Raw genomic sequence first — 16,065 nt, 5'->3', positions numbered from 1 at the left:
CTCTCTGGATTAATTTGACCTTAATTGTTTAGGTTTAAACTAAATCCGTCAAGCGGGTTTTCCGGTGTTTTCCGCAACACCGGAAAACGGGTGTTACTGCAGCGGGTAGAGGCCGCGGGGGTATTTACGGCTGCCGCACCAACCGCATATCAGGGTGCCTGAAAGCCAGCTGCCCGGTAAGTGAGCACCAGCGTATCCCGAAAACCGCCGCCGGTCCGATCGTCTGCCGGCAGTATGGGCGTGGTTTCGTGAATCACCCGTGCGTCGTCCAGCAGCAGCGCTGTCAGCGGCTCCTGCATCACAAAACGCACGCCGTGCGGGCCGTTGGCGTCAAACACCCGGGTCTCGCCGCCCTTCACGCCGTGGCGCCCCACCATCATCACCACCACAAAGTCCACGCCGTCGCGGTGTGCGCCTTCCGGCGTGGGCCGGCCTACGCCGCCCGCGGTGTCGATGCGGAACTGGTGCGCTTCAATATGCCAGCGCCCGGCGGGCTGTACTTGCGCAAACAGCTTGCCCAGGTTGGCCAGCAGGTCCGTCCACGCCTGGGCTGTAGCTACCGCTGGCTCGACCGGGTCGAACCAGCGCTCGAAGCCGCCGTGCAGGGCGTTGTAATCGGTGGGTTGCCAGTGGGCGCGATGCGGGGTTTGCGTGAGCGTGCCTGTGGCCAGTTCCTGGACGAAGCAGGAATGGCGGCGCTTGCGGTAGTGGCCGCCGTCCTTCAGATGGGCGTCAGGCGGCAAGCGGTTCCAGGAGTCTGTCAGCGCCTGCCAGCCTGATGTCCATGCCGGCGTCGGCAGTTCCAGCGTGGCCGTCAGCTCGGCAGGGTTGAGCAGGCTCAGCCCATCCTGGCTGAGAGCCTGGCGAGCCGACTTGGGGACAGTGGCGATATTGAACATGGGCCCTATTTTGCTTGAGCCGCGCGGCCGGCCCGGCGGCCGCAGCCGGAACCCCGAGGCCGCAACAGGTGAAACCTGCCTACATACACGCGTCCGAAAACTTTCCATAATGGCCTGTCTGTCCAACTAGAGGAGCATCCATGCTTTACAAATTCAAATCAAAAGACGCCGGCGATGTGATCATGCTCGAAGCCAACGGCCGCAAGGTCCTCGAAATCATCGGCAAAGACCCCGCCCCCAAAGGCATCATCCTGCCCGAGCAAATGCCCGCCGCGATAGCCGCCCTGCAGGCAGCGATCGCGCATGAAGAAGCCCACGACGCCAATGCCGAAGACGGCGTCGTCCCAGGCGACGGCCTGGGCCTGCGCCAGCGCGCCGTGCCTTTTATTGACATGCTGCAGCGCAACCTGAAGTCGGGGCATGAGGTGGTTTGGGGCGTTTAGGCTCAGCAGGGCCAGCGGTCGCGCCGAGCCATATTAAAAAAGCCCTGGTGACAGGGCTTTTTGCGTGGTGAGTTGATATGCACTCAGTCCACCTTCGCCCCCGAAGCCTTCACCACCTGCGCCCACTTCTTGTGTTCGGCGTTAATAAAAGCCGTGAACTGTGCCGGCGTATTGCCGCTCGGAATCGCACCCTGGGCCAGCAGTTTTTCTTTCATCGCAGGCGTGCCCAGCGCCTTGGCGGTTTCCTGCTGGATGCGATTCACGATGTCGGGCGGCGTGCCGGCGGGGGCAAGCAGGCCGAACCAGGAGCTCGCGTCGAAACCTTTCATGGCCGGGCCGCCGGCCTGTTCTATGGTGGGGACGTCAGGCAGGGCGGCTGAGCGTTCTGAGCTCGTCACGGCCAGGGCTTTGAGCTTGCCGGACTTGATGAGCTGCATGGAAGACGGCAGGTTGTCGAACATCACATCCATGTCGCCACCCACAAGCGCCAGCAGTGCCGGGCCGGAGCCGCTATAGGGGAAATGGGTCATGTAAGTGCCGCTCATGGTCTTGAACAGTTCACCCGCCAGGTGGATGGACGTGCCGTTGCCGCTGGAGGCCATGTTGAAAGTGCCGGGCTTGGCTTTGGCCGCGCGTATGAAGTCCGTGACATTGTTGATGCCGGCGGCTTTCGCCTTTTCGGTATTCACCACCATCACGTTGGGTACGCCCGCGACCAGCGTGATGGGCGCGAAGTCCTTTTGCGGGTCGTAGGCCATCTTGCTGTACAGCGACTTGTTGATGCCATGCGTGCCCACGGTGCCCATCAGCAGGGTGTAGCCGTCAGGTGTGGATTTGGCGACCACGTCTGCGCCAATGTTGCCGCCGGCACCGGCACGGTTCTCAACCACAAAGGGCTGGCCGAATGCCTTGGAGAGTTCAGGTGCCATGGCGCGGGCCAGGATGTCGGTGGTGCCGCCTGGCGCGAAGGGCACGACGATTTTGACGGGCCTGGTGGGCCAGCTGGCGCTTTGCGCCCAGGCGGAGGGCGTGGCCATAAAGGTGGCGACGGCGGTCAGCGCGGTGGCCAGGAAAGCGCCGTAGCGACGGGAAAGAAAGGGCTTGCTGTTGTTGTTCAAGAGGGGCTCCAGGGATGGCCGGCGCGGCCGGGGGTCACATGAAGATAGCGTGCGTGGGTCCATGCTTCAAGAGGGTTTCAACCCAGCCACCCAAAAAAAGAAAAGCCGCCCGGCGTGAACCGGGCGGCTGGCAATCAAACGGTCAACGGATCAGTCGGCGAACTTGCCGGCGGCGTCGATCACGGGCTTGAGCTTGTTGATCTCGGCCGATACAAAAGCCTTGTGGGCGGCAGGTTCGACGCGCTTGTCGGTCACCACCACGGCGCCAAGGCCTTCCTGCTTCTTGATGAAGTCGGGGTCTTTGAGCGCCACTTTCAGGGCGTTGTTGAGCTGGGTCATCACGGCCGGCGGCGTTCCCTTGGGGGCGTACATGCCATGCCAGATCGTCAGGTCGAAGTTTTTGAGGCCCATTTCCTGCAGCGTCGGGTAGTCCTTGAGCAGCTTGTTGTTCTTCAGCGGTTTGGCGGTCGTGACCGCAAACGCCTTGACGCGGCCGGCTTCAATCTGGCCGGTGGTGTTGGTGGTCTGGTCACACATCATGTCGACCTGTCCGCCCACCAGTGCATTCATGGCTGGTGCTGTACCGCCGAAGGGGATGGTGGTCATCGCGTCCTTGGCGTTGATGGCTGCCTGCCACATCAGGCCACAGAGGTGCGATGCGGAACCCAGGCCGGCATGGGCGATGTTGAGTTTGCCGGCATTGGCGCGAATGTAGTTCTCGAAATCGCGGTAGTTGTTGGCCGGTAGCTGCGGTTTGCCGATGATGGTCATCGGTACTTCGTTGATCATGCCCAGGAACTCGAAGTCGTCCAGCACCTTGTAGGGCAGCTTGCGGTACAAGGCCGGCGCAGCCGCCATGCCGATGTGGTGCACCAGCAGGGTGTGGCCATCGGGTGTTGCGCGGGCTACCTTGGCCGCACCGATGGTGCCGCCGGCGCCGTTGACGTTTTCCACCACGAAGTTGGCACTGCCGCCCATGGCTTTGCGCATGGCTTCGGCCAGGTCGCGTGCCACACGGTCGGTTGGGCCGCCGGCCGCGAATGGGACCACCAGAGTGACTGGCTTGGAGCCGGGGAAGGCGGGGGCTTGCGCGTGGGCTGCAAACATGGCCGTTGCAGCAGCGGCGAGGACTAACAGGCGTTTCATGAGCGTCTCCTTGTGATGAACGCGCCAAGTTTACGGTCCGCTTACTGCGCAAACATCGCGGGAACTACGTAAGGGCTAGCCCCCGGTCGCTTTGCGGGCAGCGCGCAACCCCGGGCTTTGGGAGTTCAGGCCAGCAGGGGCTGCGGGACTGGCTTCGCCAGACCGCAGGCGCAGCGACAAGCTGGGGGCTCTACTTGTAACTACGTGCATCCTCAATAACCTTTCCGTCGTTGGGGAGACTTCCCGGGGCCATTAGCTGGACCGTTCCACGCAGTTTGGTGACGTCACGGATGGCGTCGCCGATACGCTGGTCCAGGCCATCCGGGGCGGAAGCGGTTTCTACCTGGAAATGCATGTTGTCGCTCGCCATCTCTCCGCTGACGACCAGCCTGGCCTTGATCACTTCCGGAAAGCGCCGGGCGATATCGGCGACCTGTCCGGGGTGTACAAACATCCCGCGGACCTTGACGGTCTGGTCGGCTCGTCCCATCCAGCCCTTGATGCGCGCATTGGTGCGTCCCGTGGGGCAGGTGCCCGCCAGGATGGCGGAAAGGTCGCCCGTACCAAAGCGAATCAGCGGATAGCCGGGATTGAGGGTGGTCACCACCAGCTCTCCCACTTCGCCCTCAGCCACCGGGTCACCCGTTCCAGGGCGCACGATTTCCACGATCACGCCCTCATCCAGCACCAGGCCTTCCCGCGCTTCGGTTTCATAGGCAATCAGGCCCAGGTCGGCCGAGGCATAGCACTGGTAGCCCGCAATGCCGCGCTCACCCAGCCAGTCGCGCAGGCTGGGGGGAAACGCCTCGCCTGAAACCAGTGCCCGCGTCACGGTCGGCAGTTCCACCTTCATTTCGGCGGCCTTCTCCATGATGATTTTCAGGAAGCTTGGTGTGCCGATGTAGCCGGCCGGCCTGAGTTCCGCCATGGCGTGTACCTGCTGCTCCGTCTGGCCGGTGCCGCCCGGGAACACGGTGCAACCGAGGGCATGCGCGCCGGTTTCCATCATGGAGCCCGCCGGCACAAAGTGGTAGCTGAAACTGTTGTGAATCAGCTGGCCGGCGCGAAAGCCGGCGGCATACAAGGCCCTAGCCATGCGCCAGTAGTCCTTGCGCTTGCCGCCGGGCTCGTAAATGGTGCCAGGGCTGGCAAAAACATGGGGCATATGCGCGCCGTAGCGCAAGGCGCTGAAACCGCCAAATGCATTGCCACTGCCACCGGGCGCGCGCTCGGCCTGCTGGCGCTCAAGCAACTCATGCTTGCGCGTGACGGGCAATTGCGCCAGTTCCGCACGTGATGTGATGGCCTGGGCGTCAACGTCTTTAAGGATGGCTGTGAATGCGGGGGCCCGGGTCTTGGCATGGGCAATCTGCTGCGGCAAGGCGGTCAGCAGCGCCGCCTCGCGTTCCGCAGGGCTTCGCACTTCCAGTGAGTCGTAATGTGTGGTCATATTTGGAGAAAACCTGGGCAAGGAGAGGTCTTAAACCAGCCGGGGCCGCGGAACCGGCTTAGCCGGGCCGCAGGCGCAGCGGCCCCCTCGGGGGGCAGCGCAGTACACGAAGTGACAAGCGTGGGGGCCATTCAGGCCAGCCACCGTTTGCGGCGCTTGTAGCTCTTCACATCCTTGAAGCTCTTGCGCTCGCCGCCGCCCACGCCAAGGTAGAACTCCTTGACATCCTCGTTATTGGCCAAGTCGCTGGCCGCGCCATCCATCACCACGCGGCCGCTTTCCATGATGTAGCCGTAGTCGGCATATTTGAGTGCCATGTTGGTGTTCTGCTCGGCCAGCAGGAAGGTGACCTGCTCCTTCTGGTTCAGGTCCTTCACGATGTTGAAGACTTCTTCGACGATCTGCGGCGCCAGGCCCATGGAGGGCTCGTCCAGCAGCACCATGGAAGGGCTGGCCATGAGCGCACGGCCGATGGCGCACATCTGCTGCTCACCGCCAGACGTATAAGCCGCCTGCGAGGTGCGCCGGGTTTTCAGGCGCGGGAAATAGTTGTAGACCTTCTCCAGGTTGGCCGCCACTTCGGCCTTGCTGCTGCGCGTGTAGGCGCCGGTCAGCAGGTTTTCCTCGATGGTCAGGTGGGCAAAGCAGTGCCGCCCTTCCATCACCTGCACCACGCCGCGTTGCACCAGGTCGGCCGGCGAGAGGTTTTCAATGCGCTCGCCGCGCAGCTCAATGGAGCCTTTGGTGACTTCGCCGCGCTCACCCCTGAGCAGATTGGAAATCGCGCGCAGTGTGGTGGTCTTGCCCGCGCCGTTGCCGCCCAGGATGGCCACGATGCGGCCCTGCGGGACTTGCAGCGAGACGCCCTTGAGCACCAGGATCACGTGGTTGTAGATAACCTCGATGCCGTTGACATTGAGAACGATGTTAGGTGTGTCCATATTTTTTCCTGACCAATTGGAAGACCTGCGTGCAGGCCTTCCAGTTGGCGGCTCGCGAGAGCCGCACCCCTCCCGCCTGGCGGAAGGATTTCAAGGCAAGGGCACCGTGGATCCGGCTTTGCCGGTCCACCAGTGCCGCCCCTTGAGGGGGAGGCGGCGCAGAGCGCCGCCACGGGGGGAGCCTAGCTTTGGCAGTCAGCGGGTGTGCGCGCCGTCAGCTTTTTCTCGGTGGCGTACTTGGCGGCGGTGGACTTGACCAGGGGCTTGATCACCTGCTCATCAGCCTGCAGCCAGTCGGAGGTAAATTTCCATTCCTTTCCATCCCAGGTATGGATGCGCGCCCATGCCGAACCCATGTGGTCGGTGCACGAGGTGCTGATAGGCCGCATCACGCCGGCAAAGCCCAGCGCATCCAGCTTGGCCTGCGTCAGGTTCAGGTTTTCCAGGCCCCAGCGCACTTGCTCGCCGGTCATGATTTTTCCCTTGCCGAAACGGTCTTGCGCGGCGCGCAAACCTTCCACGCCCAGCATCGCGCTCATGGCGCCACGCATGTAAAGCACCTGGCCGACTTCTTCCTTGGGGCCTGTGCCCTGGCCTTTGCCGTGCACCAGGGTCAGCATGTCTTTGGCCAGCTTGGAATTCGGCTCGGCGCCGTGCTGCATGGTCACGGCGTTGTAGCCCTTGGCGCCTTCAGCCACGTCTTTCACGTCAGGCTCTGCGCCGGCCCACCACACGCCGTACATCTTCTCGCGTGGGTAGCCGGTGGCTTGCGCTTCCTTGATGGCGGTGGTGTTCATGATGCCCCAGCCCCACAGTGCAACGTAGTCTGGGCGCGACTGGCGAACCTGCAGCCAGGTGGCTTTTTGCTCGACACCGGGCGCGGTGACGGGCAGCAGCTGCAGCGTGAAGCCGTGCATGGCGGCGCGTTCCTGCATCAGCGGAATGGGTTCTTTGCCGAACGGCGAGTCGTGATAGACCAGCGCAATGCGTTTGCCCTTGAGCTTGTCGAAGCCGCCTTCCTTCTTGGCGATGGCCTGGAGGATGGCGTCGGCGGCGACCCAGTAGGTGCCGGCAATCGGGAAGTTCCATTTGAAGATGGAGCCGTCTGCGCTCTCGCTGCGGCCATAGCCCACGGTCACCACCGGAATTTTGTCGACGGGGGCTTTTTCTGTGATGGCAAACGTCGCACCGGTAGACAGCGGTTGCACCAGCGTGGCGCCGCCGTTCTTGCCTTTCAGGCGTTCGTAGCATTCGACACTGCGCGCGGTGTCGTAGCCGGTCTCGCATTCTTCAAACGAGATCTTCACGCCGTTGATGCCGCCGCGCGCATTGACCAGCTTGAGGTAGTCCACGTAGCCGTTGGCCCAGGGCACACCGTTGGGCGCGTAAGGCCCGGTGCGGTAGGACAGCACCGGAAAGAACTGCTCTTTCGCCTGGGCGAATGCGCTGGTCGCCACGAGGGACGAAGCGCCGGTGGCGAGGATTGCCACCGCCAACATCACGTTACGAATCTTCATTGTTGTCTCCTGGAAAATTTATAAACACCGCGAAAAAACTGACACCTCAGTAAACGACCTAACAATCCATTGCGCATTGGTGATTTCGAGTAATTCTTAACCCTAGGCCCGACGCATCGGAACGCTTCAGTGGGGGAATGGCCATAGCCGCAATTTCTGTTTTCCAACGGCCCACAGCTTGGCCAGCCCGTGCGGCTCGACAATCAAAAACCACACGATCAAACCACCGAAAATCATCAGTTCGGCATGCGAGATGCCCGCCGTGGAGATCGAGATGCCCAGCCAACCCGCCAGTACCGGCAGCAACTGGCTCAGCACGATGGGCAGCACCACGATGAAGGCCGCGCCGAAGAAGCTGCCCATGATCGCGCCCATGCCGCCGATGATCACCATGAACAGCAGGCGGAAGGAATAGTCCACTGAAAACGCGGCGGGCTCCCAGGCGCCCAGGTAAATAAAGGCCCACAGGCCGCCAGCGATGCCGATGATGAAAGAGCTGACTGCAAAGGCGCTGAGCTTGGCGTACATCGGGCGAATGCCGATCACGGCGGCTGCCACGTCCATGTCGCGAATGGCCATCCACTCGCGGCCGATCGCGCTGCGCACCAGGTTTTTGGCCAGCAGGGTGATCACCACCACGATGGCCAGGCAAAACAGGTATTTGCTCAGCGCGCTTTCGATGGGCAGTCCAAACACCTGCAGGTTGGAGACCGACACCGAACCCGAAGGCGTGTCCATCGTGAACCACTTGATGCGCAAAAACATCCAGTCGCTGAAGAACTGCGCGGCCAGCGTGGTCACCGCCAGGTACAGGCCTTTCACGCGCAGGCTGGGCAGCCCGAACAGGATGCCGAACAGCATGGCACACAAGCCGCCCAGGATCAGTGCTGGAATCAGCGGCATGCCGGGAATACGCACAAAGAAATTGTAGGCGCCATAGGCCCCCACCGCCATAAAGGCACCCGAGCCCAGCGAGATCTGTCCGCAATAGCCGACCAGGATGTTCACCCCAACGGCTGCCAGCGAAAAGATCAGGAAGGGAATCAGGATGGCGCGGAACAGGTAGTCGCTGGCCAACAATGGCACGACAACGAAGGCGAACGCCAACAGCAAGCCGATGGCGATCCGGTCCTGCAGGATTGGGAAGATCTGCTGGTCAGCCCGGTAGTTGGTTTTGAACTGGCCGTTTTCTCTGTAAAACATAATTTTTCTTTAGATAAAAACGGCGTCAGACGCGGTCAATGATCTTCTCGCCGAACAGCCCCTGAGGCCGGACCAGCAAGACACACAAAGCCAGCACATAGGCAAACCAGATCTCGATGCCACCGCCGACGTAAGGGCCGAGAAACACTTCGGCGAGTTTTTCGCCAACGCCCAGAATCAGGCCGCCGACGATCGCGCCGGGCACCGATGTGAGGCCGCCCAAAATCACCAGCGGCAGCGCCTTCAGCGCCAGCACCGACAGCGAAAACTGCACGCCCAGCTTGCTGCCCCAGATGACGCCGGACACCAGGGCCACGAAGCCCGCCACGCTCCAGACGATGACCCAGATGCGGTTGAGCGGAATGCCGATGGATTGCGCGGCCTGGTGGTCGTCGGCTACGGCGCGCAGGGCCCGGCCTGTGCTGGTGTACTGAAAGAAGGCGGCCAGTGCCGCCACCAGGGCGGTGGCGATCAGCGCGGCGACCAGGTCTTCCTGGTTCACCAGCAGGCCACCCTGGAAGACACCTTCCAGCAGGAACATCGGATCCTTGGGCATGCCCACGTCAATCTTGTAAATGCTGGAGCCAAAGATGGTCTGGCCGAAGCCGTCCAGGAAATACGAAATGCCCAACGTCGCCATCAGCAGCGCGACGCCTTCCTGGTTCACGAGTTTGCTGAGCACCAGCTTTTCAATCAACCAGGCCACCACGACCATGATGGCCAGCGCGACTGCAAAGGCCAATGCATTGTTGATGAACTTGCTGTCCAGTCCCGTCCACTGCGGAATCCACTCGGAAAAACGCGCCATGGCCAGCGCCGCGAACAGCACCATCGCGCCCTGGGCGAAATTGAAGACACCCGAGGCTTTGTAGATCAGCACAAAGCCCAATGCGACCAGCGAATACAGCATGCCCGACATCAGGCCGCCAATAATCGTCTCTAAAAATGAACCCATCACTGGCTCCCTTCGCTGGATGGGGACATCGTGGGTTGCGGGGAACGCTGTGGTTTCATCTTGGTGTTCTCGTCCATGTCAGTGGCTGGTTCCGAGGTATGCCCGGATCACGTCTTCGTTGTTGCGTACTTCGTCGGGGGTGCCGTCGCCGATTTTTTTGCCGTAGTCGAGCACCACGACGCGGTCGGAGATGTCCATCACCACGCCCATGTCGTGCTCGATCAGCACGACGGTGGTGCCGAACTCGTCGTTCACGTCGAGTACAAAGCGGCACATGTCCTGTTTTTCCTCGACGTTCATGCCGGCCATGGGTTCGTCGAGCAGCAACACCTGCGGCTCCATCGCCAGCGCACGGCCGAGGTCCACGCGTTTTTGCAAACCGTAGGGCAACTGGCCCACGGGCGTTTTGCGATAGGCCTGAATTTCCAGGAAGTCGATGATTTTTTCGACAGCCTCGCGGTGCATGATTTCTTCTTTTTCCGCGGGGCCTATGCGCAGCGCCTGCAGCAGCAGGTTGCTTTTGATCTTGAGGTTGCGGCCCGACATGATGTTGTCGAGCACGCTCATGCCCTTGAAGAGCGCCAGGTTCTGGAAGGTGCGCGCCACGCCCATGACGGCCACCTGGTGGCTGTTCATATGCTTGAAGGTCTGGCCGCGAAAGGTGATGGAGCCCTGCTGCGGCGCATAGACGCCGTTGATGCAGTTGAGCATGGAGCTTTTGCCGGCGCCGTTGGGTCCGATGATGGCGCGGATTTCATGCTCTTTCACATTGAAGGAAATATCGGACAGCGCTTTCACGCCACCAAAACTCAGGCTGATGTTGTTGACGTCGAGGATGACATCGCCGATCTTCTTGGTCATGCTGCCCCCACGCTTGTCACTGCGTGTACTGCGCTGCCCCCCGAGGGGGCCGCCCGCCTGCGGCCCGGCAAAGCCGGTTCCGCGGCTCGAGCTGGTATCTGGGGGACTTGCTGTCGCTTGTTGTTCATGCTGCTGCCTTTACTGGCGCAAAAGTCTGGGTGTCGCTGATCTTCAGGGTCGCGCTGACGCTGCCAGACCGGCCGTCCTCAAACTTCACGACGGTTTCAATGAATTGCTCAGTCTTGTCGCCATAGAGCGCATCGATCAGCGGCAGGTATTTCTCGGCAATGAAGCCGCGTCGCACCTTGTTCGTTCGTGTGAGTTCACCGTCATCTGCGTCCAGCTCCTTGTGCAGCACCAGGAAGCGGCTGACCTGTGAGCCGGCCAGCAGGGCGTCCACGCTGAGGTCGGCGTTGACTTTTTCGACGCACTCCTTGATGAGCTGGTAAACCTCGGGCTTTTGCGCCAGGTCGGTGTAGCCGGCGTAAGGCAGATTGCGGCGTTCGGCCCAGTTGCCCACGGCGTCGAAGTCGATGTTGATCATCACGCAGACTTTTTCGCGGCCGTCGCCGTAGGCCACGACTTCCTTGATGTGCGGGAAGAATTTGAGCTTGTTTTCCACGTACTTGGGCGCGAACATGGCACCGTCGTTGGTGCCACCCTTGATGCGGCCCACGTCTTTCACGCGGTCGATGATCTTGAGGTGGCCGGCGGCATCGATAAAGCCCGCATCGCTGGTGTGGTACCAGCCGTCGGCAGTCAGCACCTCTGCCGTGGCGGTCGGGTTTTTGTAGTATTCCTTGAGCAGGCCGGCGGACTTCACCAGGATTTCCCCGTTGTCGGCCACCTTGATTTGCACGCCGCTGATCGGCACCCCTACCGTATCGGCGCGTGCTTCGTTGTCCGGCTGCAGGCACACAAACACGGCGGTCTCGGTCGAGCCATACAGCTGTTTCAGGTTGATGCCGATAGAGCGGTAGAAGGTAAAGAGGTCCGGCCCAATCGCTTCACCCGCGGTGTAGGCCACGCGAACGCGCGAAAAACCCAGCGTATTGCGCAGCGGGCCATAGACCATCACGCTGCCCAGTGCATATAGCAGGCGGTCAAGCCCGCCCACCGGCTTCCCGTCCATCAATGCGGGGCCGGCGCGTTTGGCCACGCCCATGAAATAGTTGAACATGCCGCGTTTGATGCGGCCCGCGTCTTCCATGCGGATCATCACGGTGGTCAGCAGGCTTTCGAAAATCCGCGGTGGCGCAAAGTAGTAGGTCGGGCCGACTTCTTTCAGGTCGATCATCACGGTGCTCGCGCTCTCGGGGCAATTCACCACATAGCCGCAGGCCAGCCATTGCGCATAGCTGAAGATATTCTGGCCGACCCACGCGGGTGGCAAGTAGGCCAGTACTTCCTCGCCGGAGGTGAGTTTATCGAAGTTGGCGCCGGCCTTGGCGCGGTCCAGCAGGGTGTTGTGGGTATGGACCACGCCCTTGGGATTGCCCGTGGTGCCCGAGGTGAAAAACATCGCGGCCACATCATCCGGCCGGGATTTTTCGACTTCGCTCTTGAAGAAGCCGGGTTGTTTCGCGGCAAAGGCTTCGCCCTTTTCCAGCAAGGCGTCCAGCGATTGCAGGCCAGCCTCGGCATAGTTGCGCAGGCCGCGCGGGTCGTCGTAAATGATCTGGTCCAGTTGCGGGCACTGGCTGCGTATCTCCAGCAGTTTGTCGACCTGCTCCTGGTCTTCCACCAGCGCAAAACGTACGTCGGCATTGTTGATGGGAAAGACACACTCGGCGCCCACGGCGTCCTGGTAAAGCGGAATGGGTATGGCGCCCAGCGACTGCGCGGCCAGCATGGTGGCGTACAGGCGCGGCCGGTTGGCGCCGATGATGACCATGTGCTCGCCACGCTGCAGCCCGGCTTCATGCAGGCCGCAGGCGATGCGCTCCACCAGCTGCGCCATGCCGGCCCAGCTGTGCGCCTGCCAGATGCCGTACTCTTTTTCGCGCATGGCGGCGGCGCCGGGGCGTTCGGCCGCGTGTTTGAGCAGCAATCGTGGGAACGTGGTCTGCATTCGCTTTCTTGTCTCCGTTCTTGTGCGGCTTTTCGTTGAAAACCGCTGGTATGCAATGAATAGTAGGACCGGCTTTGACGTTACGGTGTCATTGCGACGACAATTTCCGGGTAAGTCCTACTGGGGTGTGCCCGGGGTCGGCGCGGTTTATCGGATAAAGCGCCCGTCGCGCGAAACCATGGTGAGCTCCACAAAGCGCGAGGCATTGCGGGCCGAGTCGCTGAAGCTCACTTCAAAGCCGCCCAGGTCATAGCGCTTCAAATTCCAGGTGCCGTCGATGAAGCCGGCGCGCGTGGGGTTTTTGCCTGCACGCCGCAGCGCCTCGGCAAACACGCGGGCATTGATGTAACCCTCCAGCGCCAGGTGTGAAGGCTCCAGCGTCACGCCCGCGGCTTTCCAGGCCTGCTGGAATTCGCGCACCATAGGCACCACGGTATTGCCCGGCAAGGGCACGACTTGAGACACGGCAATGCCGGTGGCGTCGTCACCCATAGCCTTGAGTGTGGCGGCTGCGCCCATGATGGACAGCGCATAAAGCGGCAGTCCCTTGCGCTGCACGCGTATCGCTTTCACGAAGTCGATGGTCGGCTTGCCGGCCAGGCCCACCAGCACGGCTTCCGGGTTGGAGCCCGCAATTTTTACCGCTGCCGGGCCGGTATCCGAAGAGTTGTTTTCCACCGTGACAATCGCGGTCGCTTCCAGCTTGTGTTTGGCCATGGAGCGCTGGGTGGCGTCGAAGACTTCTTTCCCAAAGGAGTTGTTCTGGTAGACGATCGCGATGCGCCGGATCCCGATGGTTGCCAGGTGCTGCACCAGCTGCTCGGCTTCGTCGGCGTAACTCGCGCGGATGTTGAACACATTGCGCGCATTGGCCGGCCGTGCCGACAGCGCACCGGAAAACGGTGCGAAGAAAGGCATGCCCGACTCCATCACCTGAGGCAGCATGGCTTCGATCATGGGTGTCCCCATGCAATTGAAGAGCGCGAAATTGCTTTTGTCGTCGATGAAGCCTTTCACATTGGTCAGCGCGCGTTTGACGTCGTAGCCGTCGTCGGCCACGGTGAGTTCGATCAGCCGGCCGTTCACGCCGCCCTTGGCGTTGATGCTGGCAAAGCAGGCTTTTGCACCCTGGTGCATGGCCTGGCCCAGCTCGCCCAGCGGCCCGCTCAGCGCGATGGATTGCGCGATGTGCACCGGGCCGGTGTCCTGAGCGCGCGCCGGCCCGTAAAGTGCGGCGGGCACGGCGGCGAGTGCGCCCAGCATGCGGCGGCGTGTCAGGCGGGTGCGCTGCGGGTCGATGCCTGCAGGAAATGAATCGGTCGGCGAAGGTGTGCGGTTTTCGGTCATGGCGGGTCTCCTGGCTTTCGTTGTTGGTTTGCTGTCTCAGCGGGGCCGATGCTATGCTTTGGATTGGCAATGAAATGTCTATCCGACGACAATCCAAGGGTTGCGCCCGCCCCGGACTTTCCCTGACCTTTTCCTGCCCTTTCACTGACTTTCACCCGAATGCTGTGAGCCATGTCCACTGAACCGCCTCTTCACCAGCGCCGCAGGAACCCCACGCCCGACGAGCTGCGCGGCATTCCCTGGCTGCCCTTGCTGCAGCCTGAAGAAAGGGCACGTGCGCTGGCGGGGCTGCAGGTAGGCGACGCCGCGCCGGGCGACTATGTGTGCCGTGTGGGCAAGCCGGTGACCTACTGGTTTGGCGTGGTCGAAGGCCTGCTCAAGATGAGCAGCGACAACGAGCAGGGCATGACCATGACGTTCACCGGCGTGCCGCCCGGCGGCTGGTTCGGTGAAGGCACGGCGCTCAAGCGCGAGCCCTACCGCTACAACATCCAGGCGCTGCGCAAAAGCGTGGTGGCGGGCCTGCCCGTTGAAACCTTCCACTGGCTGCTGGACCACTCCATCGGTTTTAACCGCTTTGTGATGAACCAGCTCAACGAGCGGCTCGGCCAGTTCATCGCCGCGCGCGAGATCGACCGCATGAACAACCCCGACATCCGTGTGGCGCGCAGCCTGGCCTCGCTGTTCAACCCGGTGCTGTATCCGGGTGTGGGCGAAATCCTGCGCATCACGCAGCAGGAACTGGCTTACCTGGTGGGTTTGTCACGCCAGCGCGTGAACGAGGCGCTCAATGCCTTGCAGGCCCAGGGCCTCATCCGCATCGAATACGGCGGCCTGCGCGTGCTGGACCTGGGCGCCCTGCGGTCCAGTGTTTTTTCAAGCAAATAATGGCTGCAGGCCAATGGGGGAAAGCGCAAGCAGCTATTGAATTAATAGCAATTTGTAGAGAGAAAACTATCCTGGGAAGCCATCTTTGGCACTTGGCGTGTGGTGCCCGACATTTTTTTGATGTCAAAAGTGCCTTCGGACCAAACAGGATATGCGCTGGCAGCTATGAAATTGATAGCGTTATGGTGCGACAGGTGGGGGCACCGTCCCTCAGGAAAGAAACGAAATAAAGATGGAAACCGCGGCGACCACCCAATTGGCGCGGTTTGCAGCCTGGGCGTTTTCCTTGAGGATCGGCCAAAGCGCTTCGCGCTGCCATGCCCACAGGTTGTAGGCCGCTGCCAGCAGTCCACCCGACAACCCGGCCAGCCATGAGCCGGTCAAAAAACCGGCAAGGACGGCAAGCATCAACAGGACGGATGTCAGGATAAATGTGCCGCCGGCGGCGCTGGCCAGAACATGCGAGAGCCCTCCGCACACGGTGCAGGTGGCGGGGTTGCCGCGGCTGGAGAAACGTTTTTCCCAGATCTTGATTCCAGCCTGACGGCAGTGGGGGCAGATGTTCATCGTGCTGAAGGGCTGGTTGCCGATGTCGCGCCGGCAATCGCCTTGCGCAGGTTCTCGCGCGCACGCGCTTCCAGTGTTTCGTGGAAATGCGCCGTGCTGTAGATCACAGGCCGGTCCAGGAAACCCTGCAGGATTTCGCCCCGCTTTTGCCGGAACACGGCCGCGGGTACAAAAGCGTATTCGTCCCGGATCTGCTGCTCGTATTCGGCAAACCTGGCTGGGCCGGCGCCCAGGATGGACAGGTCGATATCGACCAGCAGCTGTTCGTCGGGCGAGTCCGGCAGCGCCGTATGGCGGGTGGCCATGACCAGGTCATGAACGCGCTGCGCGGCGGCTTCGGCGGTGCCGTGCGCCAGCAGCACCTCGCGAGCCCAGTCGGCGCTTTTTTCCTCGTTGTCGTGGCGCTGCGTGTCGTAAATCGCATCATGGAACCACAGTGCCATCTCGACTTCTGCGGGCTGTTCAGCCAGGTCGCGGACGCCTTCGAAATGCGAGAGGCATTCGCCCAGGTGCTGCACGGTGTGGTACTTGCGGTGCGGCTCTGAGTAGCGCGCCACCAGTCCGTCGAACACCGCCCGCCCGATTGGCCGGGCGGCAAGGGCATCAGCGCAAAGCCGCCAGGATATGGCCAGCAGGTCTGTGGGGTCAGGGGTTTGCAT

The 16,065-nt window shown here is 61.8% G+C and carries 15 protein-coding genes; 2 read left to right on the top strand and 13 right to left on the bottom strand.

Annotated features, from left to right (window positions below):
* Positions 1-149 precede the first annotated feature (149 nt).
* A complete protein-coding gene (locus ACXJKE_RS14940; RefSeq protein WP_457281384.1) occupies positions 150-899 on the bottom strand; it encodes a 2OG-Fe dioxygenase family protein in 750 nt (249 codons plus the stop codon).
* A 140-nt stretch (positions 900-1,039) separates the two neighbouring features.
* Between ACXJKE_RS14940 and ACXJKE_RS14935 the strand changes: the two genes are divergently transcribed.
* Positions 1,040-1,342 (top strand): DUF1840 domain-containing protein, encoded by a 303-nt coding sequence (locus ACXJKE_RS14935; RefSeq protein WP_436156923.1) that lies wholly within the window; start codon positions 1,040-1,042, stop codon positions 1,340-1,342.
* Positions 1,343-1,425: 83 nt separating this feature from the next.
* Here the strand turns inward: ACXJKE_RS14935 and ACXJKE_RS14930 are convergent, their stop codons facing one another.
* The 10 genes from ACXJKE_RS14930 to ACXJKE_RS14885 form a co-directional block, all read right to left on the bottom strand.
* Positions 1,426-2,379 (bottom strand): Bug family tripartite tricarboxylate transporter substrate binding protein, encoded by a 954-nt coding sequence (locus tag ACXJKE_RS14930; RefSeq protein ID WP_457281653.1) that lies wholly within the window; start codon positions 2,377-2,379, stop codon positions 1,426-1,428.
* A gap of 231 nt (positions 2,380-2,610) precedes the next feature.
* A complete protein-coding gene (locus tag ACXJKE_RS14925; protein WP_457281383.1) occupies positions 2,611-3,606 on the bottom strand; it encodes a tripartite tricarboxylate transporter substrate-binding protein in 996 nt (331 codons plus the stop codon).
* Between the two features lie 190 nt (positions 3,607-3,796).
* Positions 3,797-5,056 carry a phenylacetate--CoA ligase family protein gene (locus ACXJKE_RS14920; protein ID WP_457281382.1) on the bottom strand — a complete coding sequence of 420 codons (1,260 nt, stop codon included), beginning with the start codon at positions 5,054-5,056 and terminating at the stop codon, positions 3,797-3,799.
* 131 nt (positions 5,057-5,187) lie between these two features.
* Entirely contained in the window at positions 5,188-5,997 is an 810-nt protein-coding gene (locus tag ACXJKE_RS14915; RefSeq protein WP_457281381.1) for an ABC transporter ATP-binding protein, read from the bottom strand.
* A 182-nt stretch (positions 5,998-6,179) separates the two neighbouring features.
* Entirely contained in the window at positions 6,180-7,514 is a 1,335-nt protein-coding gene (locus tag ACXJKE_RS14910; RefSeq protein ID WP_457281380.1) for an ABC transporter substrate-binding protein, read from the bottom strand.
* A 126-nt stretch (positions 7,515-7,640) separates the two neighbouring features.
* Positions 7,641-8,717, bottom strand: a complete 1,077-nt coding sequence (locus tag ACXJKE_RS14905; RefSeq protein ID WP_457281379.1) for a branched-chain amino acid ABC transporter permease — start codon at positions 8,715-8,717, stop codon at positions 7,641-7,643.
* Positions 8,718-8,742: 25 nt separating this feature from the next.
* On the bottom strand, positions 8,743-9,672 hold the full coding sequence (locus ACXJKE_RS14900; protein WP_457281378.1) for a branched-chain amino acid ABC transporter permease: 930 nt from the start codon (positions 9,670-9,672) through the stop codon (positions 8,743-8,745).
* Positions 9,673-9,750: 78 nt separating this feature from the next.
* Complete coding sequence (locus tag ACXJKE_RS14895; RefSeq protein ID WP_457281377.1) at positions 9,751-10,533, bottom strand: ABC transporter ATP-binding protein; 783 nt, start codon at positions 10,531-10,533, stop codon at positions 9,751-9,753.
* 124 nt (positions 10,534-10,657) lie between these two features.
* A complete protein-coding gene (locus ACXJKE_RS14890; RefSeq protein ID WP_457281376.1) occupies positions 10,658-12,604 on the bottom strand; it encodes an AMP-dependent synthetase/ligase in 1,947 nt (648 codons plus the stop codon).
* A 147-nt stretch (positions 12,605-12,751) separates the two neighbouring features.
* On the bottom strand, positions 12,752-13,951 hold the full coding sequence (locus tag ACXJKE_RS14885; RefSeq protein ID WP_457281375.1) for an ABC transporter substrate-binding protein: 1,200 nt from the start codon (positions 13,949-13,951) through the stop codon (positions 12,752-12,754).
* 171 nt (positions 13,952-14,122) lie between these two features.
* Here ACXJKE_RS14885 and ACXJKE_RS14880 point away from each other — a divergent pair, with 171 nt between their 5' ends.
* Entirely contained in the window at positions 14,123-14,839 is a 717-nt protein-coding gene (locus tag ACXJKE_RS14880; protein ID WP_457281374.1) for a Crp/Fnr family transcriptional regulator, read from the top strand.
* Between the two features lie 210 nt (positions 14,840-15,049).
* On the opposite strand, the gene ACXJKE_RS14875 is transcribed toward ACXJKE_RS14880, so the two are convergent.
* Both ACXJKE_RS14875 and ACXJKE_RS14870 read right to left on the bottom strand, forming a co-directional pair.
* Positions 15,050-15,406 carry a hypothetical protein gene (locus ACXJKE_RS14875; protein WP_457281373.1) on the bottom strand — a complete coding sequence of 119 codons (357 nt, stop codon included), beginning with the start codon at positions 15,404-15,406 and terminating at the stop codon, positions 15,050-15,052.
* Positions 15,403-16,065, bottom strand: a complete 663-nt coding sequence (locus ACXJKE_RS14870) for an HD domain-containing protein (RefSeq protein WP_457281372.1) — start codon at positions 16,063-16,065, stop codon at positions 15,403-15,405. Before ACXJKE_RS14870 ends, ACXJKE_RS14875 begins: the two co-directional genes overlap by 4 nt.

This window comes from Polaromonas sp. P5_D5 (genome assembly GCF_054049435.1).
The sequence above is the reverse complement of the archived record's forward strand: the minus strand, read 5'-3'. Positions and strand labels throughout refer to the sequence as shown.

Coding starts and splice junctions, on each gene's coding strand:
- ACXJKE_RS14900 (WP_457281378.1), bottom strand. CDS start 9,672: ATGGGTTCATTTTTAGAGACGATTATTGGCGGCCTGATGTCGGGCATG.
- ACXJKE_RS14895 (WP_457281377.1), bottom strand. CDS start 10,533: ATGACCAAGAAGATCGGCGATGTCATCCTCGACGTCAACAACATCAGC.
- ACXJKE_RS14940 (WP_457281384.1), bottom strand. CDS start 899: ATGTTCAATATCGCCACTGTCCCCAAGTCGGCTCGCCAGGCTCTCAGC.
- ACXJKE_RS14870 (WP_457281372.1), bottom strand. CDS start 16,065: ATGCAAACCCCTGACCCCACAGACCTGCTGGCCATATCCTGGCGGCTT.
- ACXJKE_RS14875 (WP_457281373.1), bottom strand. CDS start 15,406: ATGAACATCTGCCCCCACTGCCGTCAGGCTGGAATCAAGATCTGGGAA.
- ACXJKE_RS14910 (WP_457281380.1), bottom strand. CDS start 7,514: ATGAAGATTCGTAACGTGATGTTGGCGGTGGCAATCCTCGCCACCGGC.
- ACXJKE_RS14925 (WP_457281383.1), bottom strand. CDS start 3,606: ATGAAACGCCTGTTAGTCCTCGCCGCTGCTGCAACGGCCATGTTTGCA.
- ACXJKE_RS14905 (WP_457281379.1), bottom strand. CDS start 8,717: ATGTTTTACAGAGAAAACGGCCAGTTCAAAACCAACTACCGGGCTGAC.
- ACXJKE_RS14915 (WP_457281381.1), bottom strand. CDS start 5,997: ATGGACACACCTAACATCGTTCTCAATGTCAACGGCATCGAGGTTATC.
- ACXJKE_RS14935 (WP_436156923.1), top strand. CDS start 1,040: ATGCTTTACAAATTCAAATCAAAAGACGCCGGCGATGTGATCATGCTC.
- ACXJKE_RS14885 (WP_457281375.1), bottom strand. CDS start 13,951: ATGACCGAAAACCGCACACCTTCGCCGACCGATTCATTTCCTGCAGGC.
- ACXJKE_RS14890 (WP_457281376.1), bottom strand. CDS start 12,604: ATGCAGACCACGTTCCCACGATTGCTGCTCAAACACGCGGCCGAACGC.
- ACXJKE_RS14920 (WP_457281382.1), bottom strand. CDS start 5,056: ATGACCACACATTACGACTCACTGGAAGTGCGAAGCCCTGCGGAACGC.
- ACXJKE_RS14880 (WP_457281374.1), top strand. CDS start 14,123: ATGTCCACTGAACCGCCTCTTCACCAGCGCCGCAGGAACCCCACGCCC.
- ACXJKE_RS14930 (WP_457281653.1), bottom strand. CDS start 2,379: ATGGCCACGCCCTCCGCCTGGGCGCAAAGCGCCAGCTGGCCCACCAGG.